Here is a 24,607-nt window from a genome sequence, read left to right as displayed (position 1 = left end):
TAGAGATAGCTTCAAAGACTTACCTATCGCTATAGAGGAGGAATTTCTTTGGTATTAGTTCTTTTATATACTTAATAAAAAAACCACTTGCAAGAACTGGCTCCTTGTTTTCTTTATAAAAAGTTGCTATGCATCATTGGTCGATAATCTGGTTTTGACTGCTCCCACAGCTGAAGCAGTGGGATTCCCGCATTATTCAGTGCCTTTTAAAAGTTCTGTATTTCAGCATACCTATGACTATTGCTGAGCTGTGGTTAGAAAAAATACACGCCTTATTAAATATAAAAATGGAGGGAATTGGACAACTGCTTTTTATTCTTTCTCTTTTTCTTTCCTATTAGTTACATTTACAATGTCTGTTATAAGACGTATCTTCAATAATAAATACGATTTCTCTTAGATGGCGGTTGTTAATCGACAATAAGGGTCAAAAAGAATATAGGAACATTTGAAGAATGATTAAATCTGCATATTTGTTTTAATTATTCACAATTTTTTCTCTACATTAACTTAAATATCCTACTGATTTTCTGTTAATAAGCACCGAAAACGGTCGTTTGGATATAAAACACTCAGAACATAAAAAGCCCTGATTTTTCTGCCTAGCATAGAAAAATCAGGGCTTTTCCTTCACAAAAATGTTTTAGCGTATAATATACCCGTTTTGTCGACAGGACCCCCATAATAGACACTTTTAAATAGATACAGCTTGAAGTTTTCATTTTCTTTTCCTGAGTTGTATAGGTTAACTCTATGCCCTTTTAATCAAAATATATCGAATATTTATTAGCGCTACCTTATGAATGAATTTTCACTACATTATGATTAATCCAGCCATTTAATCAGCGTTTTTCCTACCTCTTAAAAAACTATTAAAGAATGATTCATTGTATATTTGGAATAATAACTTTGTATTTGTATAGTTAGTCAAAAAGGAGGGAACCCAGATGGATATTCAAAAATTAGCCGATCATGAGTCATTGGATCTACATGAAGTTATTAATTTTAAAACCCTATGCTTAGCGAAATCAAAACTAATGCAAGGACTGGTATTTGATCAGGATTTGAGAGCATTAATGCAAAAAGATGTCGAACAATCCATGCAAGCGCTTGGAGAATTACAGGCAATTTATCAACGCGCACCTTTTGAAGCTCCAGTTCCTCAAAACCGGCCAACACCAATAATAAATTAAAAAGGAGGCGAATTCATTGAACAATGACTATTTAGACCCTATAAACTCGCTACACGTACCAGAGCTAGCAGATACCACATTTGCGATGGATTTACTTCTTCGTGCCAAAGAAGGTGTGCGAAATATTGCTGTTGCATTAACGGAGTCTGCATCACCTGATGTTAGAACCCTCTTACGAAACCAGTTAATGCAAGGTATTGCTATGCACCAAGAAATTACAGAACTAATGATTAATAAAAAATGGTTCCATCCATACGAACTAAGTGAACAGTATAAACTAGATCAACTCTCTGCCAACAATACATTGATGATTGGCAAAATGAATCTATTCCCTGTTGAGACCAATAGAAAAGGTATGTTTGACCGGACACCTGATGATCACTAACACTGGAGGCTGTAACCAATGAAGGCAGTAACGTATCAAGGTATTAAAAATGTTGTAGTCAAAGAAGTTCCAGATCCAAAGATTGAAAAACCAGATGACATGATTATTAAAGTAACGAGTACAGCTATATGTGGATCTGATTTACATTTAATTCATGGCATGATTCCTAACCTGCAAGAAAACTATGTTATTGGTCATGAACCAATGGGAATTGTCGAAGAAGTTGGTCCAGGTATGACTAAGCTAAAAAAGGGAGATCGAGTCATTATTCCCTTTAATATAGCATGCGGTGAATGCCATTACTGTAAAAACCATTTGGAAAGCCAATGTGATAATTCAAATGATAATGGTGATATGGGTGCCTATTTCGGATATTCTGGTACGACGGGTGGCTATCCAGGTGGGCAAGCTGAATATTTAAGAGTGCCATTTGCCAACTTTACTCATTTCAAAATTCCAGAGACTTGTGAAGAACCAGATGAAAAGTTAGCAGTTATTGCCGATGCGATGACTACTGGTTTTTGGAGTGTTGACAATGCAGGTGTAAAGGATGGAGATACAGTTATTGTTCTTGGCTGTGGTCCGGTTGGTCTTTTTGCTCAAAAATTCTGTTGGTTAAAAGGAGCCAAGCGTGTCATTGCCGTAGATTATGTCAATTATCGCCTGCAGCACGCAAAGCGCACCAACAAAGTAGAAATTGTTAACTTTGAGGACCATAAGAATGTAGGAAGTTACCTGAAAGAAATCACCAAAGGCGGCGCTGATGTTGTCATTGATGCAGTTGGTATGGACGGTAAAATGACTGATATGGAGTTCCTTGCAAGCGGAATGAAGCTTCAAGGGGGAGCATTAAGTGCGTTTATCATGGCTTCACAAGCAGTGCGTAAAGGCGGGACAATTCAAGTTACTGGCGTTTACGGCGGCAGATATAATGGTTTCCCTCTTGGAGATATTATGCAGCGAAATATCAATATCCGCTCCGGTCAAGCACCTGTCATCCACTATATGCCATATATGTTTGAATTAGTTTCGACCGGAAAAATTGATCCAGGAGATGTCGTAAGTCATGTACTTCCACTAAGTGAAGCAAAGCGTGGCTATGAGATTTTTGACACAAAAATGGATGATTGTATAAAAGTCGTGTTGAAACCTTGAGGAAGGAGGTATACAAAATGAAATACGCCTTACATGAAGTTCTTGAGGTCCATGAGATGGCTGCATTTAAGACCACTTGTTTAACTAAATCCAAAACGATGAAAGGGTTAGTTACAGATCAGCTATTAAAAGATATTATGCAGCAAGACATTGATATATCTACGAGACAATTACAAGAATATGCTTCTATCCTTTCCAACGCTAAGCAGTAAATTAGGAGATGAATGAACATGAATCCAATCATTGAAACTTTAACTGGCATGGACGCACTATCGGATCAAGTAGTTGCAATGGATCTACTCATTTCAGCAAAAAGTGGAATTAGAAATTATGCCATGGCAGTTACGGAGGCAGGAACACCGGAAATTAAAGAAATGCTCACTCGCCATTTAGTGGAAGCTCTTGATATGCACGAACAAATATCCACATATATGACGGAAAAAGGATGGTACCATGCTTGGGATACAAACGAACAGATTAGTTTGGATTTAAATAATATCAATACAGCATTGAACTTACCGACATTGTAAAAAATTTTCAGGAACAGTTTAACACTTACCAAACAAACTGTTCCTATTAAACCATTTTGAGTTTATTTGGCAGAAGTAAATAAAGTTAATACTTCTTGCTTACTCGTGTTTGTTTTACACTATATAATAAAAACAATTAATTGACTATTTTTATTATGAAAAGGTCGGAGCAGGAAACTCATCAATTTTGATACGAAGTAAACTATAAGGTTTCTGTCGTAAGTCTTTTCCATAATGAAATCTAGGCTGTCGATGTAATTGGTTCACAATGACATACAAGTATTGATCCGGACCAATTGAAAAAGTATCCGGCCACAAAATTCTCGGATCATGTGCGATAGTTTCCATTATGCCATTTGGAAATATCTTACGGATACTGTTATTTTCATAATCTCCAGCATAAACAGTTCCCTTTGCATCGGTGATCATTCCATCAGACGCACCTTTTTCTCCCCAATACTCCACATGATAGGGTAAATCCATGTCCGGTATCGTTCTGTCTCTCAGGGCTTCTGTTGAAATCGAGAACAAATGACGACTGGTTAGTGGAGCAAAAAATAATATCTTTCCATCGGGAGAAATCGCAAGACTATCAGAGGCCAATCTAAATGGAGAAGTTGAACCGTCTTTGTTTCGATTCATTAAAATTTGACCTTCTACTTTTGGTAAAAAATAGGGATCGGGTGAAGTTGAATTCGCCCCATTTAACCGTCTAAACGCGTTTCCATTTGATAAATCTACGACGATAATAGCGCCTGGTCCTCTTGAAGAAGAATCTGTTATATAGGCATACCCAGCTTTTCCAACACGAAAATCAAATCGGACATCATTCAGATAAGTTGTGGAAAGGACAACATCTTCTGTAAAGGTATATACTTTTCTTATTGTATTAGTTTTTAGATCAACAGCAACTAGTTTTGCCCCTCCTTTTATTGGTTCAGAAAAATTCGGTGCCGCAGTATCTAATACCCAAAGTGTTCCCCTACCATCCGCGACTACACTTTGGACACTGATGAAAGACATTGTGATATTCCCTGGGTCAAACAAATTAGTTTCGTAACTAGGATAAGGTTGCAATTGACCCCCAACAATTTCAGCCACGGTAAATTTAACGACATCTCCCCATTTCGGAAAGCAAATGAAAATGCGACCGGTTTCCGACACACTCACACCTGTAGGCATAGCTCCATAAAATGAATAAACTAGTTCTAAATTACCGAAATATTTTTCACTAGGTAACATAGGTTTCATAATATCCTCCTCAAGCATTCAAACGGGATATCTCCTATATATGATTTATGTTTTTTCTAGTGCATGTTTCTTAATAAGTTTTTCTATACGAAAAGATGATTGAATTGATTGTTTTCGAAATTTAATAAGTCTGTCAGAAGAAAGAAAACATTTTAATTTAAAGGTCTCCAGATGAATTAGATTTCAATTAGCAGGTAGCGAAGTTCAATATTCCCGAATCAACGTTAAGCTGTTACAAATAAAAATTTGGAAAGTTTACTTTTCAAATTTAGGAAATAAAAAATTCAGTAAAAATGAAGATAATATCATTTTTCAAAATTATCATGGTCATTATTTAACACCTTATATTGTTCGTGAAATGATTCAAAAATACTGTAAAAAAGCTGGTGTAGAATATAATGGCACTCACGTGTTTAGACATACACACGCTGTTCTACTTCTTGAATCCGGTGCAAGTCTGAAATATGTATCTAATCGATTAGGACATAAAACCATTAAAACAACAGCGGATACGTATCTGGATATAACTGAAAAAATAGAAGAAGACGAACTTCAAAAGTTCGCCTCCTACACTAAAAGATAAAATCAAATCGGCACGTCACCAATTTTACATTTTATAACAATTACTCAAACCCTTGATATACAAAGGTTTCTTATTCATTAACCGATAGAACCTTCCATCTCGAACTTGATTAAACGGTTCATTTCTACGGCATATTCCATTGGAAGTTCTTTTGTAAATGGTTCAATGAAGCCCATAACGATCATTTCTGTTGCTTCTTGCTCAGAAATTCCACGGCTCATTAAGTAGAACAATTGCTCTTCTGATACTTTAGATACTTTCGCTTCATGCTCTAATGAAATGTTATCATTCAAAATTTCATTGTATGGAATCGTATCAGAAGTAGACTGATTATCCATAATTAATGTATCACACTCGATATTAGCACGCGCTCCATCCGCTTTACGTCCAAATTGTACGATTCCACGATACGTTACTTTTCCGCCGTGTTTTGCAATCGATTTAGATACAATTGTAGAAGATGTATTTGGTGCAAGGTGAATCATTTTAGCACCAGCATCTTGATGTTGTCCTTTACCAGCAATGGCAATAGATAATGTCATCCCACGTGCGCCTTCACCTTTTAAGATAACAGCTGGGTATTTCATCGTTAATTTAGAACCGATGTTACCATCAATCCATTCCATTGTTGCATTTTCTTCACATACTGCACGTTTTGTAACTAAGTTAAAGACGTTGTTCGCCCAGTTTTGAATCGTTGTATAACGGCAATATGCACCACGTTTAATGATGATTTCAACAACCGCACTATGAAGAGAGTTCGTTGTATAAACGGGAGCTGTACATCCTTCTACATAATGAACATGTGCGTCTTCGTCAACAATAATTAACGTACGCTCGAATTGTCCCATGTTTTCAGAGTTAATACGGAAATACGCTTGTAATGGCGTATCTACTTTTACACCTTTTGGTACATAGATGAATGAGCCACCAGACCATACAGCAGAGTTTAAAGCTGCAAATTTATTGTCTGTCGGTGGAATGACTTTCGCCCAATGCTCACGGAAAATATCTTCATTCTCTTTTAAAGCAGAGTCCGTATCTTTGAAGACAATTCCTAAGTCTTCCAAATCTTCTTTCATATTGTGATACACAACTTCTGATTCATATTGAGCAGACACACCTGCTAAATATTTTTGCTCCGCTTCAGGGATTCCTAGTTTATCAAACGTTTGTTTAATTTCATCCGGTACTTCATCCCATGATTTCTCTGATTTCTCAGATGGTTTTACATAATACGTAATCTCATCGAAGTTTAAACTTGCTAAATCTCCACCCCATTGAGGCATTGGCATATTATAGAAGTGTTCTAATGATTTTAAACGGAAGTCGAGCATCCATTGCGGCTCTTCCTTCATGCGTGAAATTTCTTCCACGATTTCTTTTGTTAAGCCACGCTTTGAACGGAAAATCGAGACGTCTCTATCCGCAAAGCCATATTTATAATCACCGATCTCAGGCATTTTCTTTGCCATAGCTCGTATTCCTCCTTTTCAAAGTGCTGAATGTGAATCAGCATTTTGATTGTTTATTCCTGAAGTCCTTTTTCCATCGCTTTCCAAGCTAATGTCGCACACTTAATACGTGCTGGAAATTTCGATACACCTTGAAGTGCTTCAATATCTCCAAGGTCCAAATCTTCTTCATCGTATTCTTTGCCTTGAATCATTTCAGAAAAAATATGTGACAACTTCATTGCCGTTTTAATATCTTTTCCTTTAATTGCTTCTGTCATCATGGATGCTGAACTCATCGAAATAGAGCATCCTTCTCCTTCAAACTTCACGTCAACCACTTTATCCTCCTCAACCTTCATCATTAAACGAATTCGGTCTCCACAAGTTGGGTTATTCATATCAACTGTCAGGCTGCCGTCTTCAAGAATACCTTTATTACGCGGTTTTTTATAATGATCCATAATGACTTGTCGGTAAAGTGTATCTAAGTTATTAAAAGACATTACTAAAATACTCCTTTGTTTTGATAAGTGATGAAACTAACTTATCAATGTCTTCTTCCGTGTTATATAGGTAGAAACTTGCTCGTGCTGTCGCTGAAACATCTAACCATTTCATTAATGGTTGAGCACAATGATGACCTGCACGTACGGCAATTCCATCTGCATCTAGAACTGTCGCTACATCATGCGGATGTACATCCTCTAAGTTGAATGTAATAACACCTGCACGTTTTGCCGAATCTTTCGGACCGTAGATTGTCAAACCTTCAATCGTCGACATTTTTTCCATTGCATATGCAGCTAAATGATGCTCATGACGTTCAATATTGTCTAACCCAATTTCCTCTAGGAAATCAATAGCCGCTCCTAAGCCAATTGCTCCAGCAATAATCGGAGTACCACCCTCGAATTTCCACGGAAGCTCTTTCCATGTTGATTCATATAAACCTACAAAATCAATCATTTCGCCGCCAAATTCAATCGGCTCCATGTTTTCTAATAATTCTTTTTTACCGTAAAGCGCTCCAATACCAGTTGGTGCAGCCATTTTATGACCAGATAAAGCGAAGAAATCACAGTCAAGGTCCTGCACATCCACTTTTAAATGCGGTGTGCTTTGTGCCCCATCCACAACCATAATGGCTCCGTGCTCATGAGCAATCGCCGCAATTTCTTTAACAGGATTGATTGTGCCAAGAACGTTTGACACATGCATAACAGATACGATTTTTGTTGCATTCGTTACCGTTGCTCGTACATCATCCAGTGAAATTGTACCATCTTCTTGAAGTGGAATATATTTCAACACAGCACCTGTTTGTTTCGCAACTTGCTGCCAAGGAATAATATTACTATGATGCTCCATATATGAGATGACAATTTCATCACCTTCTTGTACATTAGCCAGACCATAGCTTCTTGCTACCGTATTTAAAGAAGTGGTTGTTCCTCTAGTGAAGATAATCTCTTCAATAGAGGAAGCATTAATGAATTTACGAACCTTTTCACGAGCTCCTTCATACGCATCCGTAGCTTTTGTTCCAAGTGTATGCACTCCACGATGTACGTTCGAATTGTACCCGCGATAATATTGTTCAATCGCCTCGATAACTACAGCCGGTTTTTGCGATGTCGCAGCACTATCTAAATATACTAATGGCTGACCGTTCACTTCTTGATTTAATATAGGGAAAAGCTTACGAATTTCGTATGGGTTCATTACTTAACTTTCCTTTCAATGACCTCAACAAGTTGTTTTTTCACACCTTCGATTGGAAGTTCGTTAACAACAGGGGCCAAGAATCCGTGAATAACTAAACGTTCTGCTTCTTGTCTGGAAATACCACGGCTCATTAAATAATAAAGTTGCAATGGATCTACGCGACCTACAGATGCTGCGTGTCCTGCTGTAACATCATCTTCATCAATAAGAAGAATTGGGTTCGCATCTCCACGAGCTTTTTCACTTAACATAAGCACGCGTGATTCTTGTTCAGCATTTGCTTTCGTTGCACCGTGCTCAATTTTTCCGATTCCGTTGAAAATACTAGAAGCACTATCTTTCATAACTCCGTGCTTTAGAATTTGTCCATCGGAACGTAAGCCGTGATGAATCACTTGCGTAGTAAAGTTTTGTTTTTGTTCTCCACGACCAACAACAACTGTTTTCGTGTCACCTGAAGAACCATCGCCCATTAGATACGTTGTATTATCGGAAATTGTGTCCCCATCATTCATTAGCCCAAGTGCCCACTCAATACGAGCATCGCGCCCAGCTACACCACGACGGTTCACATATGTTGTATACCCTTTATCTAATGTGTCTACTGCACCGTATGTTACTTTCGCATTTGCGTTGGCAATGACCTCTGTTACGATGTTTGCGATACCATCTGTTGTTTCCACATTGGAGAAATAGTTTTCTACATACGTTACAGAACTGTTATCTTCTGCCACGATTAATACATGATTGAAAAGTGTTGCATCAGCATTATCGACTAGGAAAATCGCTTGAATTGGCTCTTTTACTTCTACGTTTTTTGGAACGTATAAGAAAGCTCCTCCGTTTAACAATGCTGCGTGAAGAGCTGTTAAGCGATGCTCATTCACTTTCACGCCGTCTTTCATAAAATATTGCTGCACAAGCTCTGCATGATCGCGAGCCGCTGTTAGAATATCTGTAAAAATAACACCTTGTTCTTTCAACTCAGCTGAAAGACTTGTATAAGCCGGTGTATTATTACGTTGAATATATAAGTTACGCTTTTCTTCAATAGCTACAATCGATTTCACTTGTTCTGGAAGCTCATCTAATGATGTAAAAACTTCACTCTCGATTGAGTGCTTACGGAAAGCGGTAAAGTTCCACTTATCAATCTTTGTTTTGTCTGGCTTTGGCATCGGTAGGTTTTCTAAGTCAGAAAACGCTTGAACACGAAGCTCAGTTAGCCAAGCTGGTTCATTATTTTGAGTTGAAAGAGAGTTAATATCCTCTTTTTCAAACGGTAATTTCGTTTCTGTAGTCATGACAAATCCTCCTACTTATGCTTCTTCGCCGACAGTTTCGTCTTCAATACCTAATTCTTGTTTAATCCAGTCATATCCTTCTGCTTCTAAACGTGCAGCTAATTCTGGACCACCAGATTTCACAACTCGACCTTGCATCATTACGTGAACGTAATCAGGAGTAATGTAGTTTAATAAACGTTGATAGTGTGTAATCATAAGGCAACCGAAATCTTCGCCGCGCATTTCATTAATTCCTTTTGATACAACTTTAAGAGCATCGATATCAAGACCAGAATCAATTTCATCCAAGATTGCAATTTTTGGTTCAATCATCATCAATTGAAGAATTTCATTACGTTTCTTTTCTCCACCTGAGAATCCTTCGTTTAAATAACGTTGTGCCATATCTTCGTTCATTTCTAAGAATTCCATTTTTTCATCCATTTTACGAATGAACTTCATTAAAGAAATTTCATCGCCTTCTTCACGACGTGCATTAATGGCCGAACGTAGGAAATCAGCATTTGTCACTCCGCTAATTTCACTTGGGTATTGCATAGCAAGGAAAAGACCAGCTTTAGCACGCTCATCTACTTCCATTTCTAATACATCTTCACCATCAAGAGTAATGCTTCCGCTTGTTACTTCATATTTAGGGTGACCCATAATCGCTGAAGAAAGAGTAGATTTACCAGTACCATTCGGTCCCATGATTGCATGGATTTCTCCGCCTTTTACTTCAAGGTTAACCCCTTTTAAAATTTCTTTACCTTCAATTGATACATGAAGATCTTTAATCGTTAAAGTAGAACCTGACATAATTATACCTCCGTGAACTAATCCCTATTTTATTTTAGAAAATAATGTGTTTTTATTTTCCTAACATGTATTCTCATTTTATTCTCATTCTAATTTTATAACAAATTTAATTAGTGTGCAACCATTATAAGTGATTTATATCACACCTTACTTTACTACTTATTTCATTATTCCATCAACAAATATGTAAACATAAAATCAAACATTGGCCCCTACTATCTTTTGTTTACAACATATTATTATACGAGAAAACATTCGTTATCACATTAATAGTTAACATTGAAGTCTCCGTGTAGAACGCTGTTAATGGTTGGATGATGTCATTCAACATCGCACGTTGAGCAAAACCAAAGCCTTTTAAATAGTATTGCCATATGTATCTAAACTCAACACTTACCATTTTACCCTTCAAGAACTATCGTTGAAAGACCTTTTTCAGTTAATCGGAGTAAAATAGTACTTATTAACTTTTAACCACCCTAGAAACACTTGAAAAAGACGACTTGCCTATTAACAAGTCGCCCTTCTTCATTACTTATTCACTTACAGGTACAACCGCGCCTTTAAATTCTTTCGTGATGAAATCTTGAATTTCTTTTGAGCGTAAAACTTCTACTAATGTTTTAATCGCTTCGTTGTTTTCATCTTTCTTATTCACTGCAATAACGTTTACGTATGGTGATTTTGAATCTTCAATAGCAATTGAATCCTCAAGAGGATTTAAACCAGCATCAATAGCATAGTTAGAATTGATTAATACAGCGTCGCCTTCTCCATTTGCATAAATTTCTGGAAGAAGAGAAGCTTCGTATTTCGCTTCAAATTTAATATCGCGCTTGTTCTCTACAATATCTTCAACTGTTGCTTTTGTTTTATCAATACCTTCTTTTAATTTAATTAAACCATTTGCTTCAAGTAAAGAAAGCGCACGGCCATGGTCAGCTACTGAGCTGCTCATAATAAGTGTTGCACCTTTTGGAAGGTCAGATAAGCTTTTGTGCTTTTTAGAATAAATCGCGATTGGTTCAATATGGATACCGCCCGCATTCACGAAATCATAGCCGTTTTCAGCAATTTGTGATTCTAAGTAAGGAATGTGTTGGAAGTAGTTAGCATCCAATTCTCCCTCTGCTAATGATTTGTTCGGTAATACATAATCTTGGAATGGAACGATTTCTAAATCAATACCTTTTTCTTTAAGAAGCGGCTTTGCTTCTTCAAGAATAACAGCATGCGGCGTATTAGATGCGCCAACTTTTAGCGTTGTTTTTTCCTCTGCATTATCTGCGGCTTTTTCGTCTTGATTATCTTTTTTATCATTGCCGCAAGCAGCTAGGGCGATTGATAAAACTAAAATTAAAGCAAACCCTAAAAACTTTTTCATTCTGTTCATCCCCTTTTATCTTTTATCTAATTTTGATGTAATAAAGTCTCCAATCATTTGAATAATGAAGACAATTATTAAAATAATGATTGTTGCTACTAGTGTTACGTCATTTTGGTTACGCTGGAACCCTTCTAAATAAGCTAAATTTCCCAGCCCTCCAGCCCCAATTACTCCAGCCATCGCCGTATAACCGACTAAAGCAATCGATGTAACAGTAATTCCGGAAACAAGCGCGGGCATAGATTCTGGAAGCAATACTTTCCATATAATTGTACTCGTTTTGGCTCCCATCGATCTTGCAGCTTCAATAACCCCTTTATCAATTTCACGAAGACCAATTTCAACCATTCGTGCATAAAACGGTGCAGCACCAATAATCAATGCAGGCAATGCTGCATTTTCTCCAATCATCGTTCCGACAATCGCTTTCGTAAATGGAATCAATAACACAATTAAAATGATGAACGGGATAGACCGGAAAATATTAACAAAAGCACTGATGATCCAATTGATGAATCGGTTTTCCCATAAATTATCCTTCCCTGTTAGGAACAAAACTAATCCCAGTATGATTCCTAAAAAGAAAGTGGCCGCAACAGAAATCGCTGTCATATATAACGTTTCATTTGTTGCTTCAATCATCGTTTCCCAATTTATATTTGGCAATAATTCTTCAAGCATGCGTCATCACCTCCACGCCTACTTGCTGCTCTTCTATAAATTGAATAGCGCGAAGAATTTCTTCATTACTTCCATCAATATGAATAAATAGTGTTCCATAAGAGCCATTTCGCGTTTGCGAAATTTTCCCTTGGACAATATTAACATCTAATTCAAAATTACGAACTAACTTTGTAATCAGAGGACTTTCTACATCTTCCCCAACGAAAGTAAGCTGAATGACTTTTCCTTTTGGGAAACGTTCTAGCAAATTCTCAATCGTTTCTCTTGTTTCCTCTGGCTCTGTTACTTGCTGAACAAAACGCTTTGTAATCGGAGCCGTTGGGTTTTTAAACACTTCAAGGACTGGGCCTTGCTCAACAACTTGTCCACTTTCCATTACAGCGACACGATGACAAATTTTACGAATAACGTGCATTTCATGTGTAATCAGTACAATCGTTAACCCTAAACGCTGATTAATATCGACAAGTAAATCTAAAATGGCGTCCGTCGTCTGAGGATCTAAAGCTGAAGTCGCCTCATCACATAACAATACTTTCGGATTATTTGCAAGCGCTCGCGCAATGCCGACTCGTTGCTTTTGTCCCCCGCTTAGTTGAGAAGGATAGGCTTTTTCACGACCTTCTAACCCAACAAGTTTAATCAGTTCATTTACACGTTCTGCTCGTTTTTTAGCTGGAACACCCGCAATTTCAAGCGGAAAGGCAATATTTTCTTGAACTGTTCTTGACCATAATAAATTAAAATGCTGGAAAATCATACTGATTTCTTGACGTGCTTTGCGAAGCTCAGCACCTTTAATTTTAGAAATTTCCTTACCAGCTACAACAACCGAACCTTCTGTAGGAGTTTCTAGGCCATTTAACATGCGGATCAGTGTACTTTTTCCAGCTCCGCTATAGCCAATTATACCGAAAATTTCACTTTTGTTTATCGTTAAATTTACATTATTAACCGCTTTAATGGTCTCGTTTTTCGCAGTCCCTGAGCGGAAATACTTGTTGACTTTTGACAAAGAAATCACTGCACTCACCTCTATATCCAATCAACGAACTATATCATTGAAGGTAGTTGCTTTAACGAGTTGTCACTCCCGACAATATAGAGACTGTTCATCCCGCTAAAATAGATAAAACCTATTAAGATAGTAAACTCTCCTATGTAATGATTTATATACCCTTAATAGAAAAACCTCTCTACATGAGCAGAGAGGCAGGAAAAACTAATCCTTCCTCTCATCTTTCAAAGCGTAACACTTTGTGTGAATTGGCACCTTTTCAAAGCGAGTACTTTGCCGGTTGCCGGGCTTCATCGGGCACAATCCCTCCACCGCTCTTGATAAGAGTAACATCCTGTATAATTAAATCGTACATAGATTAAGTTCATCTATAATTATGTTTGTGATTTTATCACAGATACATAGGGAGTGCAATTATCTTAGAAAAGTCAATCATTTCCGATTATTCTGTTTTATTTAACTTCTTTCGCTGCCGCATCTGTCGCTTTTTCAATTGCTTGATTCAAATCATCAATTAAATCTTCTACATTTTCAATGCCGACAGATAAACGAACTAAGTCTGCGCTTACGCCTGCTTTCAGTAAGTCAACATCACTCAATTGTTGATGTGTTGTACTAGCTGGATGGATAATTAAGCTCTTCGCATCTCCAACATTCGCAACATGTGACCATAGTTGAACAGAATTAATTAATGCCGCTCCAGCTTCTCGGCCGCCTTTAATACCAAATGTAATAATCGAACCTGCCCCTTTAGGCAAATATTTATTAGCTAATGCTTTATCCGGATGGTCTTCCTTACCTGGATATGAAATCCACTCAACGGCCGGATGTTGTTCTAAATAGTCAATAATCACTTTTGTATTAGCAAGATGCTCTTTCATTCTTACATGTAATGTTTCAAGCCCTAATGTAAATTGAAAAGCACTTTGTGCACTTAACGTTGCACCAAAATCACGAAGCAATTGAACACGAGCTTTCACAATAAATGCGGCCTCCCCAAGCGCCTCGGCAAATACTAAATTATCATAACTCGGATCAGGCTCCGTAAATCCAGGGAAGTTCGGTGAATTCCAATCAAATTTACCTCCATCTACAATAATCCCACCAATTGTTGTTCCATTTCCTATCAACCACTTTGTTGCGGAATGCACAACAATATCTGCCCCAAATTCAATTGGTCGGCATAAGTATGGAGTTGCAAATGTATTATCAACAATTAATGGGATCCCAGCTTCATGTGCAATGTCAGCAAGCGCTTCAATATCTAATACATTTAGGCTTGGATTTCCGATTGTTTCTCCATAAATTGCCTTTGTTCTAGGTGTAATCGATTCTTTAAATTTCTCTAGATTATTTGGCTCGACAAACTTCACTTTGATTCCGTATTTAGGAAGTGTATTAGCAAATAAATTGTATGTTCCACCATAAATAGTTGAAGAGGAGATAATTTCATCGCCTGCACCAGCAATATTCAAAATCGCTAATGTAATAGCAGCCATTCCGCTTGAAGTAGCCAAAGCACCTATTCCGCCTTCTAAAAGAGCTACTCGTTCTTCAAACACACTAACTGTTGGATTATGAAGTCTTGTATAAATATAGCCTGTTTCTTTTAATCCAAATAAATTAGCGGCATGCTCTGTATCTTTGAATAAGTAAGCATTGCTTTGATAAACCGGCAATGAACGTGCCCCTGTTTCATCAACTTGCAATCCCCCATGAATACTTAATGTTTCAAAACGATAATTTTTATCTGCCATTTTTTATTCTCCCCTTCTTCTTTTTACTATAACTCTTTATGTTTCTACGAAGGAGCTACCCAAAAACAAAAGCCCCTTCCTAAGAAGAGGCGATATACTCTTCTTATCTTTCAGAGCGAATACTCTGCTGGAATTAGCACCGTGTAGATTATACCGGTTGCCGGGCTTCGTCGGGCCAGTCCCTCCGCCTCTCTCGATAAGTGTTATTCGATTGTCGTGTAAAATTCACTACAGTCAATTTACCACTTTTAATAATCGTCCGTCAATAAATATTGATAGACTATTTTTAATTATCTAAAAATTCCTTAAGAGTCGTGTATAGATAAGGAACAGATTGAAAAGCATAAATCTTCTGAATCAGTTTCCCCTCTTTATATAGTAATAAACATGGTACGCTCTCTATTTCACAATGCTTCGCAATACTCGGAAAAAAATTCACATTCATCTTTCCAATCGTCAATTGCGGAACAAGCTCTAATGCAACAGTGAGCATTTTAGAAGCAACCTGACATGTTCCGCACATCGGCGTATAGGCATAGACACAAAATGTGTCACCTTCCCTAGCGGCTGCTTGTACATCAGTCTCTGTCCAATCTTGCATATACTATTCATTCACCCTTTGTTCTAAAAATTGTACTTTTACATCTATATTAGCAGCTAGTAAAACAGAGGCGAGATGATGTAAAGGCGCACTTGCCACTTCCTTATACATTTTATTAATATACATATGCCTTGCCTCTGGTAATTCTCGCTTAAATTGTTTTCGAAGCTTTTCTCCGGATTGATCTGCATCAAAGAAAATATATACATCGCGGTCTTCAAATTCTTCTACGAACTCGTCAAGCTTGACTTGTGAAATCGTTCCATTTGTACAAACAACTTCAACTTCTTCATTTAATACAAGCTGAACTCTTTTCTTATCAGAACTTCCTTCGACAATGATTACTTTATCGGATTCTCTCCATTCCACGGTAATCATCCTCCCCACGAGTTATAATAAATGAGTTAAAAGTATACGGAATATCTCTCTGAAACAAGTAGTGTTCACACTATATATTTAACAAAACCTTGTTTTAAAAAAGAGAGCAGGCCAATATAAGCCTCCTCTCCTTGTAATTAACCTTCGTTTATCATTTCCTCATATTGTTCAGCTGTCATCAATTTTTCGATTTCGCTGCTATCAGATGGTTCGATTACAATCATCCATGCTTTTTCATATGGTGATTCGTTTACATACTCTGGACTATCGCTAAGTTCCTCGTTCACCTCAACTACTTTTCCGCTAACTGGTGCATATAATTCAGAAACCGTTTTTACAGATTCTACACTACCAAATGGCTCGTCTGCTTTTAATTCAGTTCCAACTTCAGGAAGCTCCACAAATACGATATCCCCTAATTCAGATTGAGCGAAGTGTGTAATACCAATGCGAGCGTTGCCGCCTTCTACTTTTACCCACTCATGTTCTTCAGAGTAACGCAATTCTTTCGGTGTTGTCATCTTAATTCCCTCCATACTATGTATTAGTTAATCTTTTCTATTATAAGATAGATTATACAATATGATTGTTTATAATTAAGAATTTTCCAATAAAAATTCTTATTTCCATGTTTGTTCAAATTGATCTTCTTTAAACCCGACTGTTACTTTATCGCCATCTGTTACAATTGGTCGCTTCAATAACATCCCATCTGTCGCTAAAATATCTAGCATCTCTGTTTCAGTAGCATCCTTTAGACGATCCTTTAAACCTAACTCACGATATTTCTGCCCGCTTGTGTTAAAAAATTTCTTTAACTCAAGGCCACTTTTCTTATAAAGTGTTTCAATTGTAGCTCTAGAAGGAGGATTTTCGACAATGTGGATGGTTTCATATTGAAGTTGATGACTATCGAGCCATTTTTTCGCATTGCGACATGTGCCGCATTTTGGGTACCAATAAAATGTTAAGCTCATTATTTCACCTCCTAGAGATAGAATAACTGTTTTTTCCTTTGTTTACAAACCTTTTACCTCTGTACAGCAAAAAAGAGAATACCTGTCATGATATTCTCTTCTTCTACTCGTTAAAGAGCGTTTACACCACATATTTCTCTGCTTCGATTAGTTTAACGGAAGCCTCGCGTTTCTTCGCAATAACATTCGTTGGGGTGTGACGAGTCAATTTACGAAGTGAGGCAAGGAAAATTCGCAATGTGTCTCCTGTTTCGACTGCAATTAGTGTTTCTTTTGCATGCTGTTCGATTTGATTAAAGGCTTCTTGCACAAAAATTTGTGTGTATAGCAACTTTTGTTGATTCTTTTCTACTCCTGTTTTAGCAATGGCTTTTTCTGTACGAAGAACAACAGACTCTGCTGCATAAGCAAGCGAGGCAATATCCGCAATATTAACGAGCAGCTCTTGCTCTTGCTCAAGCTTTGCACCGAACTTTTGAGCTGCTAATCCTGCTGCTAAAATACCCATTTTCTTCGCATTTCGCACCAAGGCTTTTTCTTGCGCTAATGGTTCATCACCAATTTCTTCCGGCATGAGCATCATAAGCTCTTCTTGCAAGCTTTGTGCTTTTTGAAGAAGCGGCAGCTCGCCTTTTAACGCCTTTTTCAAAAATGTACCAGGTACAATCAAACGATTAATTTCGTTTGTTCCTTCAAAAATACGGTTAATGCGCGAATCACGATACGCTCTTTCGATTGAATATTCTTGCATAAATCCATAACCGCCATGTAGTTGAACCCCTTCATCCACCACATAATCTAATACTTCCGATGCAAAAAATTTATTCATCGAGCATTCAATCGCATACTCTGCAATAGAACCTGCTACAGCTTTACCATCCTTTATTTGTTCATCTGTAAGCTGACCCATTCGCTGCTCAAACAATCCAACTGTACGATATACAGAGCTTTCAGCTGCATAGATTTTAGAAGCCATTGTTGAAAGCTTTTCTTTCGTTAAATTAAAAGAAGAAAGACGAGTCTTAAATTGCTGACGTTGATTTGTATACGCCACTGTCGTTTCAAAGGCTGACTTCGCTCCGCCTACCACGCCTACTCCTAATTTATAACGGCCAATATTCAAAATATTAAAGGCAATGATGTGTCCTCTGCCAATTTCGCCAAGTAGATTTTCCACTGGAACTTGTGCATCCTCTAAAATTAATGTACGAGTAGATGAGCTTTTAATCCCCATTTTCTTTTCTTCCACACCTGTCGATACGCCCGGATAATTACGTTCTACAATGAAAGCCGTAAATTTCTCACCATCAACTTTGGCATAGACAACGAATACATCAGCAAAGCCCGCATTGGTAATCCATTGCTTCTCGCCATTCAAAATATAGTGGGTGCCTTCCACATTCAACTTTGCCGTCGTTTTTGCTCCCAGTGCATCTGATCCTGAACTTGGCTCTGTTAAAGCATAAGCAGCTAACTTCTCACCTGTAGCAAGCAGTGGAAGATATTTTTGTTTTTGCTCTTCATTCCCGAATAAAACAATTGGCAAAGAACCAATGCCAACATGTGCACCATGAGAAATACCGAAACCACCCGCTGGTGCTAGCTTCTCAGCGATTAAAGCTGAGCTGATTTTATCAAGCCCTAGCCCACCGTACTCTTCCGGAACATCAGCCCCTAGTAATCCAAGCTCACCTGCTTGCTTTAATAGTTTTACAGAGCGATCAAATTCATGATTCTCTAAGTGTTCTACTTGTGGGAGCACTTCATTCACTAAAAAGTCTTCCGTTGTTTTTGCAATCATTAATTGCTCATCGGTGAAATCTTCTGGTGTGAATACACGCTCACAAGAAATTTCTTCAACTAAAAACCCGCCGCCTTTGATTAACTTTTCTGTTTGATTAGACATCCGATTACCCCCTATTTAGTGATTCATCGTTTACAGCTTCCACTTGATTAAGCTAGTAATTCAAACACACCAGCAGCTCCCATACCGCCGCCAATACACATCGTTACAATTCCAAATTGTTCATTGCGTCGTTTCATTTCATGAAGCAACGATAAAGTCAACTTCGCTCCTGTGCAGCCAAGCGGATGTCCTAGGGCAATCGCTCCGCCGTTCACATTTACAATCTCTTCATTTAATCCAAGCTCACGAATAATTTGAATCGATTGGGAAGCAAACGCTTCATTTATCTCAAACAGACCGATATCCGATAATTCAAGGCCTGCTAATTTTAACGCTTTAGGAATGGCTGCGATTGGTCCGATTCCCATCACTTCAGGCGGAACACCTGCAACGGCAAAAGAACGGAACTTACCAATCGGCTTTAAACCTAAAGAGTTAGATTTTTCACGATCCATGACCATCACTGCTGCAGCACCATCACTTGTTTGTGACGCGTTCCCAGCGGTTACAGTTCCTGTCACTGAAAAAGCTGGGCGTAGCTTTCCTAGTACTTCAGCCGTTGTATTTGCTCGCACTCCTTCATCTTCCGTAAAACGAAAGGACGTTTCTTTTAGTTTCAAATCTGAACCTACTGAACGCACCGTTACATCTACGGGCACAATTTCATCAACAAATTTACCTGCTGCAATCGCTTTAGCCGCTTTTTGATGACTGCGTACTGCAAATTCATCTTGATCTTTGCGGGAAATACCATACTTCTTCGCTACTTCCTCCGCGGTATGTCCCATCCCCATATAATATTGTGGAGCCGTTTCTGCTAGCCTTGCGTTAGGACGCATAACATGGCCAGTCATCGGAACCATACTCATCGACTCCGATCCGCCTGCAAGAATGGTGTCGCTTTGCCCCAGCATAATTCGTTCCGCTCCATAAGCAATACTTTGCAAACCGCTTGAACAATAACGATTAATCGTAATGGCTGGAACTGTATGCGGCAAACCTGCCAATGCTCCAATATTTCTAGCCATATTTAAACCTTGCTCTGCTTCAGGCATGGCACAGCCCATAATTAAGTCATCAATATTGCCTTCATAATTTCCGGCACGTTTTAATGTTTCTTTCACAACAAGAGCCCCTAAATCATCCGGTCGTACAGTCGCAAGAGAACCTTTCTTCGCTTTTCCTACCGGAGTCCGCGCTCCAGCTACTATAACCGCTTCTCTCATGCAGAAGATCCCCCTATCCATATTAAACTGCTGCTCTATCAAACTATCCTTATCGTTCTATTAGTTACGTAACGGCTTCCCTTTAATAAGCATATGCTGCATTCTTTGCTGAGATTTCGGCATGGAAATTAATCGTAAAAATGCTTCTCTTTCTAAATTTAATAAATATTGCTCATCGACTTCCGTTCCAAATGGCAGTTTTCCTCCTGATAATACATAAGCAAGTTCCTTAGCAATCACCATGTCATGTTCAGACAAATAGCCAGACAGTCGCATCGCTTCTGCACCAAGCAATAGCGTTGCATAGCCGCTTTCGCCAACTACCGGAACTTTTTCACGAACAGGCGGTGTATAGCCTTGTTCATACAGAGAAAGGACAACTTGTTTAGCATCGTATAATTGATGATCCGGATTGACACTAATACCATCGGCAAAGTTTAAGAAGTTCGTTTCATGAGCTTCTGCTGCAGACGTAGAAACCTTCGCCATCGCCACTGTTTCAAACACTTTATTAGCAACTTGTTGAATATCCACAGACACTCCTTTTGGAAGCCCTTTTAACGCTTTCATATACAGCTCTTTCGTTCCGCCACCGCCAGGAATTAAACCGACGCCTGCCTCAACAAGACCAATATACGTTTCCGTTGTGGCTTGAATTCTAGCAGCCGGTAATGATACTTCCGCTCCCCCGCCAAGTGTCATATTGAATGGTGCAACTACTACTGGAACAGCACTATATTTAATTTTGAGCATTGCATTTTGAAATTGCCTGATGACGAAGTCTAATTCAAAAATATTGTCATCTTGGGCTTCCATTAACATCATCGCAATATTGGCTCCAACGCAGAAGTTTTTGCCTTGGTTTCCAATCACTAACCCTTTATAATTCGCTTCCGCTTCATCTACAGCGGCATTAATCATTTGTACAATGTCTAGACCAATCGCATTGTTCGGTGAAGTAAATTCAAGTAAAATGACACCATCGCCAATATCTATTAAGCTTGCTCCACTATTCTTCTTAATAACCCCTTTTTGCTTTTTTATAGTCTGTAAATGAATGACCCTTGGATTTATAATTACTTGTTTATAGTTGCCGTTGTCGTAATAAGAAACAACACCGTTCTCTTCCTTATAAAAAGTTTCATGTCCAGCAGCTACAAAATCTTTTATCCATTGCGGTACAGCGATTCCTTCTTGTTCTAAACGAGCTACAGACTGCGCTATCCCAATCGCATCCCATATTTCAAACGGCCCAGCTGACCAGCCAAATCCCCATTTCATTGCCCGATCTAAATCTACAATTGTTTCAGCAATTTCACCAAGTAGTTGAGCAGAATAAACAAGCGTTGGCATGACTATATTCCATAGCAGTTGACCTGCACGATCTTCGCTATATACAAGCGCTTTCATTTTATTAGCAAACCCTTTTATTTGCTTTGCCATCTCAATGGATGGTGCTTGTAATTTTTTTCTTTCTTCATACTGTAATGTTTCAGGATTCAACTCCAGAATTTCCTTACCTTTTTTCAGAAAAAACCCTTGCCCTGATTTGCTCCCTATCCAACCTTTTTCAAGCATTTTCTGCATAAAATCTGGTGTACGAAAGATTTCTTGTTCATCACCCTCTACCTGGTCATAAACGTTCTTGGCAACATGCACAAAGGTATCCAGCCCAACGACATCAAGCGTGCGGAATGTCGCACTCTTTGGTCGACCGATGAGCGGACCTGTAATAGAATCCACTTCTCCTACACTGTAGCCACCTTTTAACATTTCACGAACAGTCACGAGTAAGCCGTATGTGCCAATACGATTTGCAATAAAGTTCGGTGTATCCCTCGCTTCAACAACACCTTTACCAAGCACATTTTCACCAAATTCCTTCATAAAAGCAAATACTGCGGAATCGGTTGCCTTCGTTGGTATAATTTCTAATAACTTCAAATAACGCGGAGGGTTAAAAAAATGCGTGCCAAGAAAATGCTTTTGGAAATCTTCCGAACGTCCCTCTGCCATTGCCTCAATAGAAATACCCGATGTATTCGAGGAAACGATACTGCCTGGTTTCCGAAACTGATCCACTTTTTCAAATATGCTCTTTTTCACTGCTAAATTCTCTATAACGACCTCAATGACCCAATCAACATCTTTTAACCGTTCTAAATCATCCTCAAAATTTCCACTCTCAATGAGTGCTAGATTTTTTTTGGATGTTAACGGTGCTGGCTTTTGCTTTAATAGCTTTGAAAGCGCCGTTTGACTGATACGATTTCGAACGGATTTATCTTCAAGCGTTAGCCCTTTTCTCTTCTCATCCTCTGTGAGTTCCCGAGGAACCATGTCTAATAATAAAGTCGGAATGCCGATGTTAGCGAGATGTGCTGCAATCCCTGATCCCATAACTCCTGATCCTAAAACAGCAGCCTTTCGTATTTGTCGCACCAAGCTCATATCCCCCTTACGCAGTGTATTGAATGAATACTCATTCATTTTTCAAGCAAAAAAAGTGAAAATCTTTTGTTACTTTTAATAATAGGATATTTATGTAATTTTTTCAATGATTAAACAGTTAATTTTTCAATTTATTTTTTGATTATTTTCACACGAATTAGAAAACATAAAAGAAGTGATTACTGGAGGTGACAACAATTATGAAACAGAAACATCAACCATCGAAAGCTGCTGTTAGTGCAGCAAGCGTCAAAGGCGATGCTGGACCTGGCGTAGAAAATCGTCATGGAAAAAATAAAGTAAACAGCCAAAATAACCAATTTAAAAAATAAGGTAGCGTGAATGATGCAGCTTTAAAATGCATTGCAAGTCTTTATGTAAACTAAAGGCTTTGTGTTGATTTTTAGCCCTTACCGTTTGATCAAAAATATTGTTGGATAGAACCTAAACTAAAAAAAGTCGACCTTTGTCGACTTTTTTTAGAACATATATTTTTTATGATGATAACGAATACTGAAGATTAAACCCATCGCCATCATATTCCCCATCAATGAACTACCTCCGTAGCTAATAAAGGGCAGCGGAATCCCTGTAATTGGCATAACACCGATTGTCATCCCAATATTTTGGAATACATGGAACGTCAGCATACTAATTACACCGACACAAATGTACGTATAGAAGTTATTTTTCGTTTCCATCCCTGTTTTCGTAATATGATACACCAATAGGAAAAATAAGCTAATCACAATACTAGAACCGATAAAACCATATTCTTCACCAATAACGCTGAAAATAAAATCGGTTTGACTTTCGGGTAAATATACCTCGCGTGAGCCAAGTCCTTTTCCAAATGTTTGACCTGAACCAATTGCAAGTAACGATTTAATTAAATGAAACCCTTCAGCACTTGAATAGTTATACGGATCCAACCAAGAATAGATACGTCCAAACTGATACTCTTTAACACCTAAATATTTCTTAATTAAATCAGGCTGCCATAAAATAAAATAAAAAATGGTAGAAATAAGCAGAACCGCTGTTGAAACAATCGGCAGCAATATTTTCCACGATATCCCTGAAATAAAAATCATCCCTGCCAAAATAGCACATAGTACAAGAGAGGTTCCTAAATCCGGCTGTTGCATAATGAGGAGTAACGGCGCCATAGTAACTAAAATTAATTTACCGAGCAGCCATAAATCCGTTTCAATCGTTTTCAACGAATTTTTCAAATGATGTGTGTGAATGACATTTGCAAGCGCCAAAATGAGGAATACCTTCATAAATTCCGAAGGCTGAATCGTACCAAACCCTGGGAATTTAAACCAACTTCTTGCTCCATTAATTCGAGGGACAATGCTTTCTGGCATAATGACGAGCATTAGGAGTACAAACAGCCCAAAGCCGTATGCATACCAAGATATTTTCTTTAATTGATCAGAGTCTAATGTAATGACTCCTAAAACAATCCCGACTCCAACCATATAAGAAACAATTTGTTTCAGTAAAAAGTTACTCGAATACTGCCCTGTTGATTGTGCACTATAAATGGCTACACAGCTTGTAATACACAGTAACAATAAAATGGTAACTAACCCAAAATCTATACGCGATGAAAAATTATTTTGTTCCTGCATACTAACTCTCCCCTAGCAAGGATCTTACTGTAGATATAAAGTAAAATAACACACTTACTCATTATACTTTATACATTAAAAATCACAACTATATCGAAGAAGAAGTTATAAGAAAAGCGAAAACGGCTCGACCAGCTCGTTGGAGCTAGAAGCGCAAGCTCCTTAATTCTCCCTAAAAAACATAATGCCTTGCCCCTT

At 38.1% G+C, this 24,607-nt stretch carries 24 protein-coding genes, 1 pseudogene and 2 riboswitches; of the genes and pseudogenes, 7 read left to right on the top strand and 18 right to left on the bottom strand.

Annotation, left to right across the window (positions count from 1 at the left end; all coding sequences use genetic code 11):
* Positions 1-947 precede the first annotated feature (947 nt).
* From D1953_RS17685 to D1953_RS17665, 5 genes are read left to right on the top strand one after another with little or no spacing between them, the layout of a single operon-like run.
* Positions 948-1,193 (top strand): spore gernimation protein GerQ, encoded by a 246-nt coding sequence (locus D1953_RS17685; RefSeq protein ID WP_119118489.1) that lies wholly within the window; start codon positions 948-950, stop codon positions 1,191-1,193.
* Between the two features lie 16 nt (positions 1,194-1,209).
* Entirely contained in the window at positions 1,210-1,578 is a 369-nt protein-coding gene (locus D1953_RS17680) for a spore coat protein (RefSeq protein ID WP_119118488.1), read from the top strand.
* An 18-nt stretch (positions 1,579-1,596) separates the two neighbouring features.
* Positions 1,597-2,733: a zinc-dependent alcohol dehydrogenase gene (locus D1953_RS17675; protein ID WP_119118487.1), complete on the top strand. Its 1,137-nt coding sequence runs from the start codon at positions 1,597-1,599 to the stop codon at positions 2,731-2,733.
* 17 nt (positions 2,734-2,750) lie between these two features.
* Positions 2,751-2,945, top strand: coding sequence for a hypothetical protein (locus D1953_RS17670; RefSeq protein WP_119118486.1), 195 nt, complete (start codon positions 2,751-2,753; stop codon positions 2,943-2,945).
* An 18-nt stretch (positions 2,946-2,963) separates the two neighbouring features.
* Positions 2,964-3,263: a spore coat protein gene (locus D1953_RS17665; RefSeq protein WP_119118485.1), complete on the top strand. Its 300-nt coding sequence runs from the start codon at positions 2,964-2,966 to the stop codon at positions 3,261-3,263.
* A gap of 153 nt (positions 3,264-3,416) precedes the next feature.
* Here the strand turns inward: D1953_RS17665 and D1953_RS17660 are convergent, their stop codons facing one another.
* Complete coding sequence (locus D1953_RS17660) at positions 3,417-4,514, bottom strand: L-dopachrome tautomerase-related protein (protein WP_119118493.1); 1,098 nt, start codon at positions 4,512-4,514, stop codon at positions 3,417-3,419.
* A gap of 268 nt (positions 4,515-4,782) precedes the next feature.
* Here D1953_RS17660 and D1953_RS17655 point away from each other — a divergent pair.
* A pseudogene (locus D1953_RS17655) lies at positions 4,783-5,097 on the top strand (tyrosine-type recombinase/integrase); the annotation flags it as partial.
* Between the two features lie 77 nt (positions 5,098-5,174).
* Here D1953_RS17655 and sufB read toward each other — a convergent pair.
* From sufB to D1953_RS17575, 16 genes are all read right to left on the bottom strand, one after another.
* Positions 5,175-6,572, bottom strand: a complete 1,398-nt coding sequence (gene sufB / locus D1953_RS17650; RefSeq protein ID WP_119118483.1) for a Fe-S cluster assembly protein SufB — start codon at positions 6,570-6,572, stop codon at positions 5,175-5,177.
* A 53-nt stretch (positions 6,573-6,625) separates the two neighbouring features.
* The gene (sufU, locus tag D1953_RS17645; protein WP_119118482.1) at positions 6,626-7,057 is read right to left on the bottom strand and encodes a Fe-S cluster assembly sulfur transfer protein SufU; all 432 of its coding nucleotides are present in this window, start codon (positions 7,055-7,057) and stop codon (positions 6,626-6,628) included.
* A complete protein-coding gene (locus tag D1953_RS17640) occupies positions 7,047-8,276 on the bottom strand; it encodes a cysteine desulfurase (RefSeq protein WP_119118481.1) in 1,230 nt (409 codons plus the stop codon). The genes sufU and D1953_RS17640 overlap by 11 nt, the downstream gene beginning before the upstream one ends.
* Complete coding sequence (gene sufD, locus D1953_RS17635) at positions 8,276-9,583, bottom strand: Fe-S cluster assembly protein SufD (RefSeq protein ID WP_119118480.1); 1,308 nt, start codon at positions 9,581-9,583, stop codon at positions 8,276-8,278. The genes D1953_RS17640 and sufD overlap by 1 nt, the downstream gene beginning before the upstream one ends.
* Before the next feature lie 15 nt (positions 9,584-9,598).
* Positions 9,599-10,384: a Fe-S cluster assembly ATPase SufC gene (sufC, locus tag D1953_RS17630; protein ID WP_119118479.1), complete on the bottom strand. Its 786-nt coding sequence runs from the start codon at positions 10,382-10,384 to the stop codon at positions 9,599-9,601.
* A 535-nt stretch (positions 10,385-10,919) separates the two neighbouring features.
* Positions 10,920-11,768, bottom strand: coding sequence for a MetQ/NlpA family ABC transporter substrate-binding protein (locus D1953_RS17625; protein ID WP_119118478.1), 849 nt, complete (start codon positions 11,766-11,768; stop codon positions 10,920-10,922).
* A gap of 15 nt (positions 11,769-11,783) precedes the next feature.
* Positions 11,784-12,452, bottom strand: coding sequence for a methionine ABC transporter permease (locus tag D1953_RS17620; protein WP_119118477.1), 669 nt, complete (start codon positions 12,450-12,452; stop codon positions 11,784-11,786).
* Positions 12,445-13,479 carry a methionine ABC transporter ATP-binding protein gene (locus D1953_RS17615; RefSeq protein WP_119118476.1) on the bottom strand — a complete coding sequence of 345 codons (1,035 nt, stop codon included), beginning with the start codon at positions 13,477-13,479 and terminating at the stop codon, positions 12,445-12,447. The genes D1953_RS17620 and D1953_RS17615 overlap by 8 nt, the downstream gene beginning before the upstream one ends.
* A 208-nt stretch (positions 13,480-13,687) precedes the next feature.
* Positions 13,688-13,800, bottom strand: a riboswitch (SAM riboswitch).
* Positions 13,801-13,925: 125 nt separating this feature from the next.
* On the bottom strand, positions 13,926-15,230 hold the full coding sequence (locus D1953_RS17610) for an O-acetylhomoserine aminocarboxypropyltransferase/cysteine synthase family protein (protein ID WP_119118475.1): 1,305 nt from the start codon (positions 15,228-15,230) through the stop codon (positions 13,926-13,928).
* Positions 15,231-15,330: 100 nt separating this feature from the next.
* A riboswitch (SAM riboswitch) is annotated at positions 15,331-15,433 on the bottom strand.
* 83 nt (positions 15,434-15,516) lie between these two features.
* Positions 15,517-15,831 carry a thioredoxin family protein gene (locus D1953_RS17605; RefSeq protein WP_119118474.1) on the bottom strand — a complete coding sequence of 105 codons (315 nt, stop codon included), beginning with the start codon at positions 15,829-15,831 and terminating at the stop codon, positions 15,517-15,519.
* Between the two features lie 3 nt (positions 15,832-15,834).
* On the bottom strand, positions 15,835-16,209 hold the full coding sequence (locus D1953_RS17600; RefSeq protein ID WP_182480667.1) for a toprim domain-containing protein: 375 nt from the start codon (positions 16,207-16,209) through the stop codon (positions 15,835-15,837).
* A gap of 137 nt (positions 16,210-16,346) precedes the next feature.
* Positions 16,347-16,730 (bottom strand): glycine cleavage system protein GcvH, encoded by a 384-nt coding sequence (gene gcvH / locus D1953_RS17595; RefSeq protein ID WP_119118472.1) that lies wholly within the window; start codon positions 16,728-16,730, stop codon positions 16,347-16,349.
* Positions 16,731-16,829: 99 nt separating this feature from the next.
* Entirely contained in the window at positions 16,830-17,186 is a 357-nt protein-coding gene (locus tag D1953_RS17590; protein WP_119118471.1) for an arsenate reductase family protein, read from the bottom strand.
* A 121-nt stretch (positions 17,187-17,307) separates the two neighbouring features.
* Entirely contained in the window at positions 17,308-19,092 is a 1,785-nt protein-coding gene (locus D1953_RS17585; RefSeq protein ID WP_119118470.1) for an acyl-CoA dehydrogenase family protein, read from the bottom strand.
* Between the two features lie 47 nt (positions 19,093-19,139).
* The gene (locus tag D1953_RS17580; RefSeq protein ID WP_119118469.1) at positions 19,140-20,318 is read right to left on the bottom strand and encodes an acetyl-CoA C-acetyltransferase; all 1,179 of its coding nucleotides are present in this window, start codon (positions 20,316-20,318) and stop codon (positions 19,140-19,142) included.
* Between the two features lie 60 nt (positions 20,319-20,378).
* Complete coding sequence (locus tag D1953_RS17575) at positions 20,379-22,769, bottom strand: 3-hydroxyacyl-CoA dehydrogenase/enoyl-CoA hydratase family protein (protein ID WP_425454287.1); 2,391 nt, start codon at positions 22,767-22,769, stop codon at positions 20,379-20,381.
* A 200-nt stretch (positions 22,770-22,969) separates the two neighbouring features.
* Between D1953_RS17575 and D1953_RS17570 the strand changes: the two genes are divergently transcribed.
* The gene (locus tag D1953_RS17570; RefSeq protein WP_182480666.1) at positions 22,970-23,101 is read left to right on the top strand and encodes a YuzL family protein; all 132 of its coding nucleotides are present in this window, start codon (positions 22,970-22,972) and stop codon (positions 23,099-23,101) included.
* Positions 23,102-23,248: 147 nt separating this feature from the next.
* Here the strand turns inward: D1953_RS17570 and rodA are convergent, their stop codons facing one another.
* Positions 23,249-24,409 (bottom strand): rod shape-determining protein RodA, encoded by a 1,161-nt coding sequence (gene rodA, locus D1953_RS17565; RefSeq protein WP_119118467.1) that lies wholly within the window; start codon positions 24,407-24,409, stop codon positions 23,249-23,251.
* Between the last annotated feature and the right edge of the window lie 198 nt (positions 24,410-24,607).

Source organism: Peribacillus asahii (genome assembly GCF_003570725.1).
Classification (GTDB): Bacteria; Bacillota; Bacilli; order Bacillales; family DSM-1321; genus Peribacillus; species Peribacillus asahii.
The sequence above is the reverse complement of the archived record's forward strand: the minus strand, read 5'-3'. Positions and strand labels throughout refer to the sequence as shown.